The sequence below is a fragment of the Pseudomonas sp. D(2018) genome, assembly GCF_005502555.1.
GTDB lineage: Bacteria > Pseudomonadota > Gammaproteobacteria > Pseudomonadales > Pseudomonadaceae > Metapseudomonas > Metapseudomonas resinovorans.
Genome location: NZ_SCOK01000011.1, coordinates 63,746 through 80,946, shown reverse-complemented (window position 1 = coordinate 80,946; position 17,201 = coordinate 63,746). Strand labels below are relative to the sequence as shown.

Here is a 17,201-nt window from a genome sequence, read left to right as displayed (position 1 = left end):
AAATATGGACATGAAAACCAAGCTGGGTGCCCTCGTGCCGCCCGTTTTCAAACCGCAACGCCGCGCCATGGCGTTAGAACCGCGCATTCTCTTCGACGGCGCCGCCGCCGCTGCGACGGTCGACCAGCAGCAGGACAGCGGCGACAACGCCGACGCAGCCCAGTCCCACGCCACCCCGAACGATGCCCACAGCGAGCCGGGCCAGCAGCAATCGGCAACGCGCCACCTGCTGGTACTGGACAGCCGCATCGAGGACCGCGAGAAGCTGGTGGGCCAGTTGCCCTCCAACGTCGAGGCGCTGGTAGTGGACAGCAGCCAGGACGGTCTGGCCGCGATTTCCGCCGCGCTGGCCCAGCTTGGCCAGGTGGACTCCATCCAGATCCTGTCCCACGGTGCCTCCGGCGAATTCACCCTCGGCAGCACCACCCTGACTGCCGACAACATCAGTCAGTTCGCCCAGCCCCTCAGCGAATGGAGCAAGTCCCTCAGCGAAGGTGCCGACATCCAGCTCTACGGCTGCAAGGTGGGCGAAGGCAGCGCCGGACGCACCCTGGTCAACGAACTGGCGCGTTGGACCGGCGCGGATGTGGCCGCCTCCAGCGACGACACCGGCAGTGCCCGCGTGGGCGGCGACTGGGACCTGGAAGTCACCAGCGGCGATATCGACAAGCCCATCGCCCTTGCCGCCACCGCCACGGCGGCCTATGACCGCCTGTTGGCCGCTGGCCCGACCACCACCCTGACTGGCGGCGCCGACGTGCTGCTGGGCGAAACCTTCAACTTCAACGTCACCTTTACCAACATCACCACCGACACGGGTTACGCCCCCTTCCTCGACCTGTTCTTCCCGGCCACCGGCAAGGATGGCGCGGGCGCCGAGATCGATGACGGAATCACCTTCGTCTCCGCCACTTACCTGGGGCAGACGTTGACCACCCATGTCCTGACATTCGATGCCAATGGCCAGGCCAGCCACCCGCTGGCGGTGGGTACGAACGGCCAGCCGCTGGTGATCAACGCGGCCGATTTCGGCATGCGCGCCGGCGACCAGATGGTGGTGGTGGAATTGCCATTCGCCAGTGTCAGCCAGGGCCAACCGCCTATCACGGTGCAGGTGACGGCTTCGCTGAGCGACCTGGCCGACACTGATTTTTCCTTCTCGGGGGCGACGCCTGACCTGACCATTCGCGCGCGCAGCGGCTTCCAGTACGGCAACGATTCGCTGAACAACCCGGCGACCGACCCCAGCATCCTGGAGCCATCTGCCAACGCCGACAGCTACGTCGTGCACCCCACGGTGATCACCTTCGACCAGATCATCACGACGCCCGAAGGGGAAACCGCGACCGGGCCGAACTTCGGCCGCGAGCTGGACGTGATCATCACCCCGGCCGACTCGCAGACCCTGAGCGATGTGGTGCTCATCCAGCCGGTTCCGGGCAACGTCATCGTCACTGCCATCAGCCCCGGCGGTGGCGGAACCATCGCCTCGATCACCCTGTTCAATGGCAGCGCCGTCACCAACCCGACGCTGATCCAGGCGATCCTCGCGCAGAACAATGACGGCGACCTCAGCAACGACCTGTACATCCGTGAGTTCACCGTCCGCTACCCGACGCTGACCACAGCCACCACCACCAGCGTGCAGTTCTTCGTTCCGGATGACGATGCCACGGGGGCACCGATCCTCAACCCGGCCACCGGGGACGATGTCACCATCACCTTCGACGCACCGACGGCGGCAGGCAACTGGCAACCCCTTGACCCGCGCGACGCCACCAATGGCCTGATCCGCTTCGATGGCCAGGGCGACGATGTCAGCTTCGTCGCCAAGTCGATCACGCTGCAGAAGCAAGTCAGCGTGCGCACCGATGTTGGCACTACCGGCCTGAGCCCGGGCGATACGCTCGACTACCACCTGAATATCGCACTGTCCGACTACTTCGCCTTCGGCAAGACCTTCCTCGGCCAGGGCAGCTTCCTGGTTTCCGACCAATTGGGTGACGGGCAGAGCCTGGTAGCCGGCACTGCCACGCTGACACTCAGCCAGAATGGCGCCACCCAGACCATCGCGCTGGTCAACAGCAGCGTGGTCAACGCAGATGGCACGACGTCCATGGTGTTCGACATCGCCCAGTCGCTGGCCAACGCATTCGGTGTCCGCAATTGGCTCAATGGCGACCTGGCGTTCGATGATCTGCTGCAAGGCGCCACCCTCGCCGTGATCGCCTACCAGGCGCGTGTCGGGCAAAGCTATACGCCGCCGGCAGGCGCTCCCCACAGCGAGATCAACGAAGGCGACTCCATCGGCAACAGTGCGACGGTCACCGCGACCGTGTTGCTGGACGTGAACAACCTGAGCGGTTTCGACGAGAGCGACGGTTCCAGCACCACCAGCACCATTCCTACCAGCCAGGTGCAGATCGACCTCGCGGGCCTCAATGGCGGTGGCGCGCCGGCGCCGGGCACCGAGCTGCGCCCGGGCGACGTTGTCACCTTCCGCATCAGCTACGACCTGATTACCGGGGACTACGAGAACTTCACGCTCACCGCCTACCTGCCGCTGCCCCTGTTTGACCTGACGGGCCTCGATCCGAACGCCATCTGGCGCCTGGCCACCGGCAACACCAACCCCAACAGCCCCACTTCGGTCACCCTTGGCCCCGGCAACTCGCTGGTATTCACCTTCGCCGACTACGTCAATACCGGCGTCAACGGCAGCCGCATCGCCATCGATTTCACCCTGACCGTCAGCGACCAGCCCTTCGCCGACCAGCGCGCCTTCAACGTGCTGGGCGAATCGAACCAGACCCGAACCCTGGACAAGAGCGTCCTGGTCACCACCGATGACGTCACCCTGATCGCTTCGGTCGCCGAGCCGGTGCTGACCATTGGCCACGGCGTGGTCTCCACCAGCCATGGCACGGTCACTGGCACCACCGGCACCTGGAACGCACCGGGCACCACGGGTGTACCGTTCAGCGGCAGCATCACCGATATCCTTGCGGTCAACGGTAACGTCACCGGAATCGATGCCAGCGACCGCCTGCGCCTTGCCACCGCCATCGAGAACAACGGCGGCGGCACCGCCTACGACGTCAGCACCCGCATCACCCTGCCGCCAGGGCTGTCCTTCGTCGGCGGCAACCTGTCCGCCGCCAACCTGCTGATCTATCGCGGCGATGGCACCCGGCTGGTCGCCGGCACCCACTTCACCGTGAACAACGCCACCAACACCATCACCTTCATCGATTCACCCGGCGCCGGCGCCCTGCTGGCCGGCCGCCCCGGGACCGCTGCGGATAACAGCGGCGCCAACGTCGTGGTCATTACCTATGACGTGCAGGTGGCGGCGGCCATCGGGGCCAGCGCCACGCGGCAAAGCACGGCCGAGCTGACCCACTACGCCAGCGCCGAAGGCGGACAGAACTTCGTGCCGGTGCCGCTTTCGGATATCGCCAGCCAGCAGGTCAGCGCGCCGGATATCCGCAAGAGCTTCGCCGGCGGCAGCCTGGACAATGGCGACTCCAGCGCCCCCCACACCACCGGCGCGAACCTGGTGGTCGGCGAGAGCATGCTCTACGACATCATCGTCACCCTGCCCGAAGGCACCACGCAGAATCTGCGCATCGACGACCTGATTCCTCCTGGCCTGCGACTGGACACCAGCTTCAACGGCAACCAGGGGTATCAGTTGATCACCACCGCTGGCGGTGCGCTGACGGCGAACTTCGCCGGTGCCGTCAACATCGCCAGCATGACCGCACCCAGCGGCACCCTGGGCGCCGATGGCGTCGATTCACGTTTCACCTTTACCGTCGCCAGCGCCACTGGCGACAACAACACCGGCAACAACAGCTTCGTGATTCGTGTGCGCCTGGTAGCCAGCAACGTGATTGGCAACCAGGCCGGTGGCGTACGCCAGAACGACGCCCGGTTGAGCTACAGCGACCCCGATGGCAACACCCCGAACGGCAGCGCGCCGCTGAATCGCGATGTCAACCTGACCGGCACCAAGCCCGCGATCACCATTCAGGAACCGACCCTGCAGCTCAGCCAGCAATTGATCACCAACCCGGGCCTGGGCTTCGATGAAGGCGACCCGGTCGACTTCAGCATCACCATCGCCAATGGCAACAGTGGAAACGACTTCGACGCCTTCGACATCGCCTTCTCCAGCCAACTGCCCACCGAACTGGATCAACTGACCCTGGTCAGCGTGACCTACACCGTGGGCGGCGTCAGCACCGATATCAGCGCCAGTTTCACCCTGGACCCGACGGGCCGCACACTGGTGAACACCGGCAATGTCGATATCGCCAAAGGGGGCACCATCTCCATCCGCATCAGTGGCGTGGTGAACGCCACCGGCGCCTCGGTGGCCCGCTTCGACAACCTCGCCGATGTGCGCTGGACCAGCCTCAACGGCAACAACACCAACGGTGCCGCCAATCCGGTCGGCGAGCGCACCGGCCAGGACGGCCTGATCAACACCGGCGTGCTCAACGACTACCAGCGCGACAGCATCCTGATTTTCCCCATTGCCCAGGGCATACGCCTGTCCCGCGTGGGGGGGCTGAACGATACGGCCGCCCCCAACCCCACCAATGCGCCGATCGAGGTGGTGGCCGTTGGCGAGATCATCCGTTACCGCACCGCCGTCCTGATTCCCGAGGGCATCAACCCCAACTACCAGTTGGTTGTGACCCTGGACGACGGGCTGACGGTGGATGACCTCAGCACCATGCGTATTGGTTTCGTTTCCGATGGCGGGCTGGTCACCAGCCTCGGCGACCTGATCACCAGCGGCACCCTGCAGATCATCGGCAACGAAGACAGCCCGCAAGCCCAGCTCATCACCCCGGACCTATCCGGACCGGCCCTAACCGGGGTGCTGAACCCCATCTACGTCGCGCTCAGCACCGACGGCAATGGCAACCAGGTGGTGACCCTCAACCTGGGCAACATCACCAACGAGGGATTCGCCGGGGGCAACGATGGTAACGATGACGACCTGGAAGGGATTGTCTTCGAGTTCAATGCCCGCGTGGACAACAGCCTGGGCAACCAGTCCGCCGTTCAGCTCGGCGTCACGGTGCATGATCGCGTCAACGGCATCATCCGTACCACCAGCGATACCCTGTTCGAGCGCATCGTCGAACCCGGCTTCGCCAACCTGGACAAGACCGTCACCGATTTCAACGCGAACCCGGGTGGCAGCCTGGGCACTGCCACCGTCACCGTCGACTTCACCGCCAACGGCGGCCTGCCGGCCTACGATGTCCGCCTGACGGACGGCTTCCCCACCGGCAGCAACTACACCCTGCTCAGCCTCACCATTGGCGGCACCACCTATGCCCCGGGCAACCTGCCGGCGGGCGTCAGCTTCAGCACCACGGGCGGACTGACCGTCGACATTGCCCGGATCGACCCCGGCGCCCAGGTGAGCGTGGTCTACAGCGTCCAGGTGCCCAACAATGCAAGCATCGCCAGTACCGACGCCAACCTGACCTGGAGCAGCCTGCCGGAAACCTTCACCAGCTGGGGTGGCACTCCGGTCGGCGCCGATGGCACCGCTACCGGCGAGCGCAACGGCTCCAACGGCCCCGGCCCGGATGGCACGACCCTGAACAATTACGTGCTTCGGGAAGGTGCCGGCCTGGGGATCATCAGCGGCACACTCTGGAACGATACCGGCACGGCCGCCACGGCACCCAACGACGCCACCCCGGACGCCGACCCGGTCCCCGGCACGCCGGCCTATGAGCTGGCGATCGCCAACCAGACCATCAACCTGATCTGGGCCGGCAACGATGGCGTGCTCGGCAATGGCGACGACAAGACCTTCACCACCACCACCAACGCCAACGGCCGCTTCAGCTTTGGCGTATTGCCGTCCGGCCTGTATCGCATCGACGCGCCGACCACGGTGAACAGCATTGCCCAGTTCGGTGAACTGCGCATTCGCATCGACACCGATGGCAGCACCCTAGGCCAGGTCCGGGTAACCCTCGGCGAGGGCGCCACGCAGCAAGCCAACTCCGGTTACGTCGAACTCAACGATGCGCCGGTCAACAGCCTGCCCGGCTTCCAGCAAGGCCAGGAAGACACACCGCTGGCCATCGGCGGCATCCGCGTCAGCGACATCGATGCCGAGCGCGACCCCAACGTCAATGGCCGCGCCATCCAGGTCACCCTCAGTGTCGTGCGCGGAACCCTGTCCCTCGCCGGCCCGACCACCGGTGTCACAGTCACTGGCGCAGGCACCCTGAACATGGTGCTGGTGGGGCGGATCGCCGATATCAACTCGGCCCTGGCGGGCCTGCGCTACCAGGGCAACCTCAATTTCAACGGCAACGATTTCCTCACCGTCGTCACCAACGACCTGGGCAACTACGGCGACTTCAACGGCAACGGCATCCCCGGCGAAGCGGCAGACGCCCGCACCGACCGCGACTTCCTGGTGATCAACCTCGCCCCGGTCAACGACCCGCCCACCGCAGTGGATGACAACGACACCGCAGTGGAAGCCGGTGGCACCGACAACCGGCTGCCGGGCATCGATCCGCGGGGCAACCTGCTGGACAACGACACCGACGTCGACATCGGCACCAACGGCGACCAGCTCATTGTGATCTCGGTCACCTCGCCCCTTGGCGTGGTCGTAGCGGTGCCCCCGCTCGGTTCGGTGGAGGTGATCGGCCGCTTCGGCACACTGGTGATCCAGGCCAACGGCGCTTACCAGTACATCGTCGATAACGACAATCCCGAGGTGCAGGCGCTGCGCCTGGCCGGCCAGCAGTTGACCGAGGACTTCACCTACAGGATCGCGGACATCGGTATCGGCGGCCCTCCCCTGCAATCCTCGGCGACCTTCTCGGTGGTCATCCAGGGCGCCAACGACACGCCGCAAGGCGTCAACGACCAGGGCACCGCCATCGAGCAAGGCGGCGTCAACAACACCGACGTCGGCAACCCCAACGACAGCCCGCCTCCGGGCTTCCCGGTGCCCGGCGCCGACGCCGTGGGCAACGTGCTGGACAACGATATCGACGTTGACGGCGGCGAGAATCCGGCGGACCCGATCGACTATGGCGAGACCAAGACAGTCACCGGTGTGCGACCGCTGCGGGAGATCGTGCCCGGCCTGCTGACCATCGTTCCCGGAGGTGGCAGCGTGAGCATCGCCGGGACGTACGGCACGCTGACCATCGCCTCCGATGGCAGCTACAGCTATGTCATCAATGAGAACGCCACGGCCGTGCAGCGCCTCGGCCCCAATGACTCACTGACTGACTTCTTCAGCTACCAGGTCACCGATGCGCTCGGGCTGAGCGACCTGGCCGAACTGCGCATCACCGTGCGCGGCAACTACGACAACCCGGTGGCCAGCGATGACCGGGCCGCCGCCCAGGCAGGCTCCGGTCCCACCGCCGTCGGCGAGAGCAACCCCAGCGGCAACGTCATTCGATTCCCCAGCCGTCCCGGCACGGTCACCCAGCCCGGCGGCAATGGCGTGGATAACGATGTCGACGCCGCCGATAGGCCCAACACCTTGCTCAACGTCAACGGTGTGCGCGTCGGCCTGGAAACCGCCGGCGGCGCGCTGATCGGCGTGGCTGCCGGCTCCACCAGCACCGCCAACGCCACCCTGCTGGCGGGGAACTTCGGCGTGCTGAGCATCGGCGCTGACGGTTCCTTCACCTATGACGTGGACAGCAGCAACCCCACGGTGCAGGCCCTGCTGGCCGGCCAGACCCTGACCGAGACCTTTACCTACCAGATCGTCGACACCAACGGCCTGACCGACCAGGCGCAACTGGTGATCACCGTCCGCGGGGTCAATGACCCGCCCATTGCCCAGGATCACTTCAACCTGGCCGTCGAACGTGGCGGCGTAGCTAACGGCCAGGCGGGCATCGACCCCACGGGCGATGCCCTGCTGTTCGATGTCGACCCGGACGGCGACCCGCTGACCGTCATTTCCGTGAGCAATGATGAGCTAGGGACCAACGGTGTCATCGGCCAGGCCTTCGCCGGCCAGTACGGCACCCTGACGCTGAATGCCGACGGCACCTACAGCTACGTGCTGGACAACAGCAACCCCGAAGTGGAGGCCCTGCGCCAGCTTTCGGATATCCTCATCGAACGCTTCACCTACGCCATATCCGACGGCCTGGAAGCCCCGCAGTCGGCGCAGTTGGTGATCCTCATCCTCGGTCGCAACGACAACCCGGTGGCCGCCAATGACGGTGCCACCGCCGTGGAAGCCGGTGGGCTGAACAATGGCAGCGCCGGCGTGGACCCGAGGGGCAATGTGCTCGACAACGACACCGACGTAGATGGCGGCGCCGGCGACCCGATCGACTACGGCGAAACCCAGGCTGTGGCCGCCGTGCGTACCGGCGCAGTCGAAGGCGCCGGCACGGCGGGCACCCTTGGCACCGAACTGCGCGGTTTGTATGGCTGGCTGACGCTCAACGCCGACGGCAGCTACAGCTACCGGCTGGATAACAGCCTGGCGGCCGTCCAGGCACTGCGTGCGGGCAACACCCTCACCGACAGCTTCAACTACAGCCTCATCGATACCGCTGGCGCCACCGACATTGCGGTGCTGAACATCACCATCCAGGGCGCCAACGACACGCCGGTGGCCACTGACGACAACGACATTGCCACCGAAGCCGGTGGGCTGTTGAACACCACCTCGGGTATCGACCCCAGCGGCAATGTTCTGGACAACGATTTCGATGTCGATCAGTTCGGCGAATCACTCAGCGTGGTCGGCGTACGCCAGGGTGCCAGTGTCGGCACCATCGGCACGGCATTCGTCGGAACCTATGGCACCCTGACGCTGAACGCCGATGGCAGCTACACCTACATCCTCGACAACGACGACCCGGAGGTGGAGGCCCTGCGTACGGCCGGCGATACCCTGAACGAGTCCTTCACCTACACCATCCGCGACCTGGCGGGCGCCACCAGCACCGCGACGCTGACCATCACCATCCAGGGCCGCAACGACACCCCGCTGGCCAACCGCGTCAGCATCGTCGCGGTCGAGGCTGGCGGCACCAACAACGGTACGGCTGGTATCAACCCCACTGCCAACGTGCTGGACAACGACCGCGACGTAGACGCCGGCGACACCAAGACCGTCGTCGGCATCCGCCTTGGCGACGAACTGTCAGGCGCCGGGTTCGAACTGGTCAATGGCAGCCGCAGCATTGCCGGCCTCTACGGCACACTGACTATTTTCGCCAACGGCCAGACCCTCTACGTGGTGAACAACGACCTCGCTGCGGTCCAGGCACTGAAGCCCGGAGAGACGCTGCGTGAGCTCTTCTCCTACCGCATGCGCGACACCGCCAGCGACTTGAGCATCGCCCGGATCAACGTAACCATCGAGGGCGCCTGGGACGCCCCCGTCGCCCGGGACAACGTCAATATCGCGGTCGCCGACAATGGCGACGGCCTGGTGCTCAACCCCAGCGGCAATGTGCTGCCCAACGACAGCGACATCGATCAGGGCGACCAGATCAGCGTCACCGGCATCCGCACCGGCGCGGAGAACGGCAGCGGCGTCGCTGGCTCGGTCGGCAGCGTACTGCTGGGCCAGTACGGCACCCTGGTGATCAATGCCGATGGCAGCTACACCTACACAGTCGATTCCAGCAACCCGGACGTACTGGCCCTGGACCTGCTCGGCACCCTGGTGGACCGGTTTACCTACGAGATCACTGACCTTGGCGGGCTGACCGACCTGGCACAGCTGTCGATCGTAGTGATCGGTCGCAACGATGTGCCCGACGGTTTCGATGACGAAGCCTCGGCCATCGAAGCCGGTGGCCTGAACAACGACGATCCCGGCCTGAACCCCAGCGGCAATGTGCTGAACAACGACACGGACCTCGAAGGCGGTCCGCTGTCGGTGTCGGCCATCCGCACCGGCAGCGAAACCGGCAGCGGCACCAGCGGAACTGTCGGCACGGTCCTGCGTGGCCTCTACGGCGACCTGACGATGAACGCCGACGGCAGCTGGACCTACGTGGTCGACAACAGCCTGCCGGAAGTCCAGGCCCTGCGCATCAGCGGCCAGACGCTGGTGGACACCTTCACCTACACCCTGGTCGACCCACACCTGGCGGATGACACCGCCGAACTGCGCATCACCATCGACGGCCGCAACGACACCCCCATCGCGCAGGACGATGACAGCGTCGCCATCGAGGCCGGCGGCGTGAACAACGCCACCCCCGGCCAGCCCGCCACCGGCAATGTGCTGGGCAACGACATCGACGTGGATGCGGTGAGCAATGGGGAGTCCCGGCAGGTGCTGGACGTGCGCAATGGCAGCGGCCAGTCCGCCAGCGTCGGCCAGGCCTTGCAGGGTCTCTATGGCACCCTGACGCTCAACGCCGACGGCAGCTACGTCTATGTGCTGGACGACGCGAACCCCAGGGTGCAGGCCTTGCGCACCGCCGGCGAAACCCTGCGGGAAGTCTTCACTTACCGCATGCGGGACACCGCCGGGGCCGAGTCGGAGGCGCGCCTGAACATCCTGGTCCAGGGTGCCAACGACAACCCGGTCGCCCAGGACGACGGCAATCTGGCCAGCGACCAGACCCCGGCGCCCCAGGCCACCGGCAACGTACTGCCGAACGACTCGGACATCGATGGCGGCGACCGCCTGCAGGTGGTCGGCATTCGCAGCGGTGCGGAGAACGGCAGCGGCACGACCGGCCTCGTCGGCCAGCCCATCGCCGGCCGCTACGGCACCCTGGTGATCAACGCCGATGGCAGCTACACCTACAGCATCGACCTGACCAATCCCGAAGTGCTGCGGGCCGCCGGCCTTGGTCGTGTCCTGCAGGACGTCTTCACCTACACGGTGGGCGACCTGGCTGGCGCGGTGGATCTGGCCCAGCTGGTGATCGACCTGGACATCGCAGCCCCCTTCATCCCCGCCCCCGACAGCGACCCCATCGGTCCACACGAGGACCGTGGCGATCTCGATCCGTTCCGGCGCCTGCCACTGCCCGGCGTGGACCCGGTGGTCTTCGTCGGCCCGGTGGTGGAACGCAATGATCGCCAGCTGATGTTGTCCGGCTGGGATGCCGACGGCAGCGATCTGCGCCTTGGACTGGAGCCGGAAATCGAGAGTGAGACCCTGAACGCGCACTTCGGCCAGATCAAGGGCCAATTCGTCTCCCGGGCGGTACGTGATAGTAGCGCTGGCAGCGACCTGGACCTGGCCTGGATTCTCGGCCGCCATGGCCGCATCAGTCTGAGCGCCGACGGTCTTCTGCCCGACCCCTCGGTGTTCGCCACCAGCCCCGACAACCTGACCCAGGGCGACGCCCAGCTTCCGCCACCCTCCGATACCCGCACAGCCCCGGGCTTCCGCGCCCAGCTGCGCGAGGCCGCAGAGCGCTTGCGCGCCCTCGGCAACGGTACGACCGAATAAGCAAGGACCAAGGACAGACCATGCCAAGACACCCCCTGAAACTTCTGAGCGCCGCCATCGCCTCCGTCCTCCTGCTCAGCGCCTGTTCGGCGATGCAGACCCAGGAGTTCACGGAAGAAGAAAACCGCCAGCGTATCGTCCGCGACCAGGCGCAGATGTACGCCGACCAGGAGCCGGTGACCGCCCCCATCACCTTCTACGAGGCCGCCGCCCGAGCCCTGAAGTACAACCTGGACTACCGCCTGAAGTTGATGGAGAACGCCCTGGCCTCTGACCTGCGTGACGTCTCCAGCCACGAGATGCTGCCGCGCCTGGTGGCCTCCGCCGGCTACGCCGGGCGCAACAACGACTCCGGCGGCACCTCCATCGGTATCCAGGATCGTGAGGAAAGCTTGCGGGCATCCACGTCCGAGGAACGCTACCGCGAGCTCTATGGCCTGGGGCTCTCCTGGAGCCTGCTGGACTTCGGCGTCGCCTACTACCGCACCCAGCAGAAGAGCGACCAGATCCACATGGCCGAGGAGCGCCGCCGCAAGGTGGCGCAGAACGTCTTGCAGGACGTGCGCAACGCTTACTGGCGCGCAGTCGGTGCCCAGCGCCTGATGCCCCAGGTCGACCGCCTGCTGGTACGCACCCACCAGGCACTGCTCTCCGCTCGCGAGGCCGAGAGCAAGGGCTTGCTGCCGCGCCAGGAAGTACTGGCTTACCAGCGCGCCCTGCTCGACTCCATCTACCTGCTCACCGTGCGCCGCCAGGACCTGGAGTTCGCCCAGGCCGAACTGTCGGCGCTGTTGTCCCTGCCCCCTGGCTCGAAGCTGATCCTCGCCGACCAGGCCGAGCAGCCGCTGCCGGAACTGAACCAGGACATCAACCGGCTGGAACAGATCTCCCTGGAGAACCGCCCGGAAATCATGGAAGAGTGGTACCGGAAACGGGTCAACGAGAATGACCTGAAGATCGCCAAGGCGCAGCTCTGGCCCAACGTCAGCCTGGACTTCGGCTACAAGTACGACTCCAACAAGTACCTCTACAACAGCCACTGGACCGAGACCGGGCTGCAAGTGTCGCTGAACCTGCTGCGCCTGCTGCAACTCCCCTCGCTCAACCGCGCCACCGAGTCCCAGGAGAAGACCGACGACATGCGCCGGGTGGCGCTGTCGATGGCCATTCTCACTCAGGTCCGGGTGGGCACCCTGCGCTACCAATTGGCACGCCAGGAAGTGGAGTTCGCCGACCAGAGCCTGCGTGTGGACCAGAGTCTGCTGGACTACGCCCAGGCGGCGCGCACGACCTCCTACGGCTCGGAGTTGGAGCTGATCCGCGCCGAAGGCCGCTACCTGCTTTCGCGCTACCAGCGCGAGGCCGCCTACTCTGACGCCCAGGCGGCCTGGGGCCGGCTATACAACTCCGTTGGCCTGGACATCCTCCCCGAGCAGATCGAAAAGCACGACATCCAGACCCTGTCCCGTGAAATCCAGCGCACGATGGGCGATCAGGAACGCACCAACCTCCTCGTCGGCAAACAAGGAACACCGAATGTCGTACAACGCTGAGCGCAGTTTGCTCGCCCTGTTGCTGTCCCTCGTACTCACCCCTGCCCTTGCTGAAGACGCCGCGCCGGCCCGTCCCCTGGAGGACCCTGGCGCGATTCGCGTGCTGCTCGCCGCCGACCTGGAAACCACCCTTTCCAGCCAGATGAACGGCACCCTTGGCGAGCTCAAGGCGTCCCTCGGCCAGCAAGTGGCGAAGAACGCCCTGCTGGCCCAGCTCAACTGCGAGGAAGCCCAGGCCCGCGCCAAGGTGGCTGTCGCCGAGCTGACCATGGCCCGGCAGAACCTCGACGCCAAGCGCAACCTGCGCAAGCTGGACGCGGTCGGCGACCTGGAAGTGGCCATGGCCAACACCGAGGTGCAGAAGGCCGAAGGCGCCCGCTCCCTGGCCCAGGCCCAGAGCGGCTACTGCCAGGTGCAGGCACCCTTTTCCGGGCGGGTGGCCAAGGTCCATGTGAAGCCCTACCAGACGGTAGCCGCGGGCACCCCGCTGTTCGACCTGGTCAGCGACGGCGCCCTCAAGGTGCGCCTCAACGTGCCCTCCAACCTGCTGCCGCAGCTCAAGCCCGGCCAGCCGCTGGAGGTCAACATCCTGGAAACCGGCAAGGCTTATGGCGCCCATATCAGCGCCATCAACTCCCGGGTCGATGCCGTGGCCCAGACCGTGGAACTGGAAGCGCGGCTAGACGCCGAGCACCCGGAACTGATCGCCGGCATGAGCGGCACCGCACGTTTCCCGCAAGCCCATGACTGATCGCCTGCCCCACCCGCAATTGCTGCTGGGGTTGGCCGCCCTGCGCGACCGTGCCCTGGCTGCCGACTCGCTCAACGCGCTGGCCTTCTCCATCGCCAATGATGCGTATGCCCTGCTGCATTACCACCAGGCCCTGGTGCTGGCGCAACGCGGCGAGGATCTGGAGCTGCTCTGTGTGTCGGGGCTGGCCAGGCCCAGCGAGGATTCGCCCTACCTGGTCTGGCTGCGCCGGGCCAGCCGTTGGCTCGCCAGCCAGTTGCCCGACGCCCAGCCACGCTGGCTAGGCCGCGACAGCCTTGCACCGCCGGACGATATTGCCGAAGGCTGGGCGGAATGGTGGCCGAGCGGAATCTGGTGCATTCCCCTGCATGATCGCGATGGTCAGCGTCTTGGGCTGGTGCTGTTTCTGCTCGAAGCGCCACCAGCGGAAACCCTGGTGCCCTTGATGGACGGCGTCTGGCAGACCTGGGCCCACTGCTGGGCCTCCTTCGGCCGGCGACGTCGCCTGCTCGGCTGGCGGCCCAGCAAGCGCCAGGCATTAGTGGCGATGGCGGTCGCGGCACTGCTGTTGCTGGTGCCGGTACGACAGACCGCGCTGGCGCCGGCGGAAATCGTCTCGCGCCAGGCGCAGATCGTCAGTTCGCCCATCGACGGCGTGATCGAACGCATGCAGGTGCGGCCGAACCAGCCGGTGGAGGAAGGCACCCTGCTCTTCTCCCTCGACGAAACCACCTTGCGAAGCCGCGCCGAGGTACTCGGCAAGGAAGTCGCAGTGGCCGATGCCGAGCTGATGGCCGCGAGTCAGCGCGCCTTCGACAATCCGCAGAGCAAGAGCGAGCTGACCCTGCTCAATGGGCGCGCGCAGCAAAGACGCGCCGAGCTGGCAGCGGTACAGGCACAGCTGCAGCGCACCCGAGTGCGTGCGCCACGCGCCGGCGTGGCGGTGTTCAGCGACCCCAATGACTGGCTGGGCAAACCGGTGGTGACCGGTGAGCGCATTCTCCAGGTGGCCGATCCGGCGCATCCGGCGATGCTGATCCAGTTGCCGGTGGCCGACGCCATCGCCCTGGAGCCCGGCGCCGAAGTCACGCTGTTCCTCACCGCCTACCCCCTCTCCCCGCTCAAGGGCCAGGTGCTGGAGACCAGCTACCAGGCCCGCGCCAATGAAGAAGGCGTAGTGGCCTACCGGCTGCTGGCCAGTGTCGAGGGCCAGCCTGAGCACGCCCGCCTGGGCCTGCACGGCACCGCCAAGCTCTACGGCGAGCGGGTGGTACTGGGTTACTACCTGCTGCGCCGGCCCTTTGCCGCACTGCGCGCCTGGAGCGGGCTGTGATGGCGAACGCAGCCGAGCTGCCGCTGCCACCGCTGCGCGAAGACCTGCGCCTGCTGGAAACCGCGCCGGGCATTGACGGCGAACCGGCCTGGGTGATCCAGGACACGGTGGTCAACCGCTTCTACCGAATCGGCTGGCTGGAGTTCGAATGCCTGCTGCGCTGGGAGCGCACGCCGGCGCGGATCTGCCAGGACATCGAGGCGCACACGCCGCTGCGTCCGGATGTGGAGCAGGTGCTGGAGTTCCGCCAGTTCCTCGAACAGCACCAGTTGCTGCGCCCGACGCCCGACGCCGCCGCACGCATGGCCCGGCGCAGCGAAGGCAATGCCTGGCTGGACTGGCGCTGGTGGCTGCACCACTACCTGTTCTTCCGCGTACCGCTGCTGCGCCCGCAGAATGCTCTGCAACGCCTGGCCAGGCACCTGGACTGGCTCTTCCAGCCGCTGACCGGCACGGTGGTGATTACGCTCGGCGTACTCGGCGTCTTGCTGGTGCTGCAGCAGTGGGACAGCTTCACCGCCGCGGTGGTGGAGTCCTTCTCCGCGTCCGGGCTGGTGAGCTTCGCCCTGGCGCTGATCCTGGCCAAGACGCTCCACGAGCTGGGTCACGCCCTGGTGGCAACGCGTCTGGGGCTGCGGGTGGGGCACATGGGGATAGCCTTCGTGGTGCTCTGGCCGATGCTCTACACCGACACCGGCGAGAGCTGGAAACTGCGCAGCTCGAAGCAGCGCCTGGCGATCGCGTCCGCCGGCATCCTCACCGAGCTGGGCCTGGCGGGCCTGGCCACCCTGGGCTGGGCGCTGTCGGACCCGGGGGCGTTGCGCAATGCCCTGCTCTATCTGGCGACCACCAGTTGGGTACTGTCCCTGGCCCTGAACGCCAGCCCGTTCATGCGCTTCGATGGCTACTTCATCCTGTCGGACCTGCTGGACTTCCCGAACCTCCACGAACGTTCCTCGGCCCTGGCGCGGGTGACGCTGCGACGGGTTCTCCTGGGCCTGGACGAGGAATGGCCGGAAGCCTTCAGCCCCGGCAAGCGGCGTGCCCTCGTCGCCTTCGCCATGGTCACCTGGGTCTACCGCCTGGTGCTGTTCCTCGGCATCGCGGTGGCGGTCTACCTGCTCTTTTTCAAACTGCTCGGGATCGTGCTGTTCGTGGTGGAAATCTGCTGGTTCATCCTCATGCCGGTCTTTCGCGAACTGAAACACTGGTGGGCCCATCGCGCGGGCATCCCCGCCAGCCGCCGACGCTTCTGGTGGGGGCTGCTGGCGGTGTTCCTGCTCCTGCTCGCGGTGCCCTGGCGCAGCCAGATCCACGCCGTTGGTGTGGCGCGTGCCGAACACCAGTTGCGCGTCTTCGCGCCCTACCCGGCTCGCCTGCAAACCATCCACCCGGCTGGCGACGTGCAGGCCGGTGCCACCCTGGTGACGCTCGACGAACCCAATATCGCCTCGCGGGTGTCCAGCAGCGAGGCCAGCGTGAAGAGCTACGAAGCGCGGCTTGGCGGCCTGATCGCCGACCCCAGCGGGGCCGACCAGGCCCTGGCCACACGCCAGCGCCTGAGTGTGCAGTTCGAGGAAGCCCGCGCCGCTCGTTCGGAAATCGCCCGGCTTCAACTCCAGGCCCCCTTCGCCGGCCGCTGGCTGGACCTCGACCCCGACTGGCAGCCGGGGCAGTGGGTGCATAGCCGCGAAGCCATCGGCATGCTGGTGGACCCACGCAGCTGGCAGGTGGACGCCTACGTCGACCAGGACGACGTGCAACGGTTGATGCAGGGCGGTGCGGTACGCTTCTACCCCGAAGGCCGCGCGGAGCCGATCGCCGGCAAGGTGGTGGCCATCGGCAGCACCCGCGTCAGCCAGCTCGAACACCCCATGCTCGCCTCCCGCTTCGGCGGCCCGCTTACGGTAGCCAGCCAGGGCCAGGAGCTGGTGCCGAACCCGCCGCTGTTCCACGTGCTGGTGCAACTGGCCAGCGCCCCGCCGACCCTGCGCGAAACCCGTGGCCACCTGCAGATCGAAGGCGGCCGCCGCAGCCTGCTGGTCGAGGGGCTGACCCATGTGGCTGCAGTCGCCCTCAGGGAAAGTGGTTTTTGAA

General features: G+C 66.4%; 5 protein-coding genes. All 5 read left to right on the top strand.

Annotation, left to right across the window (positions count from 1 at the left end; genetic code table 11):
• The first annotated feature begins 4 nt into the window (after positions 1-4).
• Genes FFS60_RS09990 through FFS60_RS09970 form a run of 5 tightly spaced genes read left to right on the top strand, consistent with a single transcriptional unit; the run spans position 5 to position 17,200 of the window.
• A complete protein-coding gene (locus tag FFS60_RS09990; protein ID WP_137821884.1) occupies positions 5-11,467 on the top strand; it encodes a VCBS domain-containing protein in 11,463 nt (3,820 codons plus the stop codon).
• A 20-nt stretch (positions 11,468-11,487) separates the two neighbouring features.
• Positions 11,488-13,020 carry a TolC family protein gene (locus FFS60_RS09985; protein WP_137821883.1) on the top strand — a complete coding sequence of 511 codons (1,533 nt, stop codon included), beginning with the start codon at positions 11,488-11,490 and terminating at the stop codon, positions 13,018-13,020.
• Positions 13,004-13,771 (top strand): efflux RND transporter periplasmic adaptor subunit, encoded by a 768-nt coding sequence (locus FFS60_RS09980; protein WP_137821882.1) that lies wholly within the window; start codon positions 13,004-13,006, stop codon positions 13,769-13,771. Before FFS60_RS09985 ends, FFS60_RS09980 begins: the two co-directional genes overlap by 17 nt.
• On the top strand, positions 13,764-15,104 hold the full coding sequence (locus FFS60_RS09975) for an efflux RND transporter periplasmic adaptor subunit (protein ID WP_028627902.1): 1,341 nt from the start codon (positions 13,764-13,766) through the stop codon (positions 15,102-15,104). Before FFS60_RS09980 ends, FFS60_RS09975 begins: the two co-directional genes overlap by 8 nt.
• On the top strand, positions 15,104-17,200 hold the full coding sequence (locus FFS60_RS09970; RefSeq protein ID WP_137821881.1) for an HlyD family efflux transporter periplasmic adaptor subunit: 2,097 nt from the start codon (positions 15,104-15,106) through the stop codon (positions 17,198-17,200). The genes FFS60_RS09975 and FFS60_RS09970 overlap by 1 nt, the downstream gene beginning before the upstream one ends.
• Position 17,201: the final 1 nt, after the last annotated feature.

What these genes read in the sequence shown, in the direction of transcription:
- FFS60_RS09985 (WP_137821883.1), top strand. Translation starts at nt 11,488, where the DNA reads ATGCCAAGACACCCCCTGAAACTTCTGAGCGCCGCCATCGCCTCCGTC.
- FFS60_RS09970 (WP_137821881.1), top strand. Translation starts at nt 15,104, where the DNA reads ATGGCGAACGCAGCCGAGCTGCCGCTGCCACCGCTGCGCGAAGACCTG.
- FFS60_RS09980 (WP_137821882.1), top strand. Translation starts at nt 13,004, where the DNA reads ATGTCGTACAACGCTGAGCGCAGTTTGCTCGCCCTGTTGCTGTCCCTC.
- FFS60_RS09975 (WP_028627902.1), top strand. Translation starts at nt 13,764, where the DNA reads ATGACTGATCGCCTGCCCCACCCGCAATTGCTGCTGGGGTTGGCCGCC.
- FFS60_RS09990 (WP_137821884.1), top strand. Translation starts at nt 5, where the DNA reads ATGGACATGAAAACCAAGCTGGGTGCCCTCGTGCCGCCCGTTTTCAAA.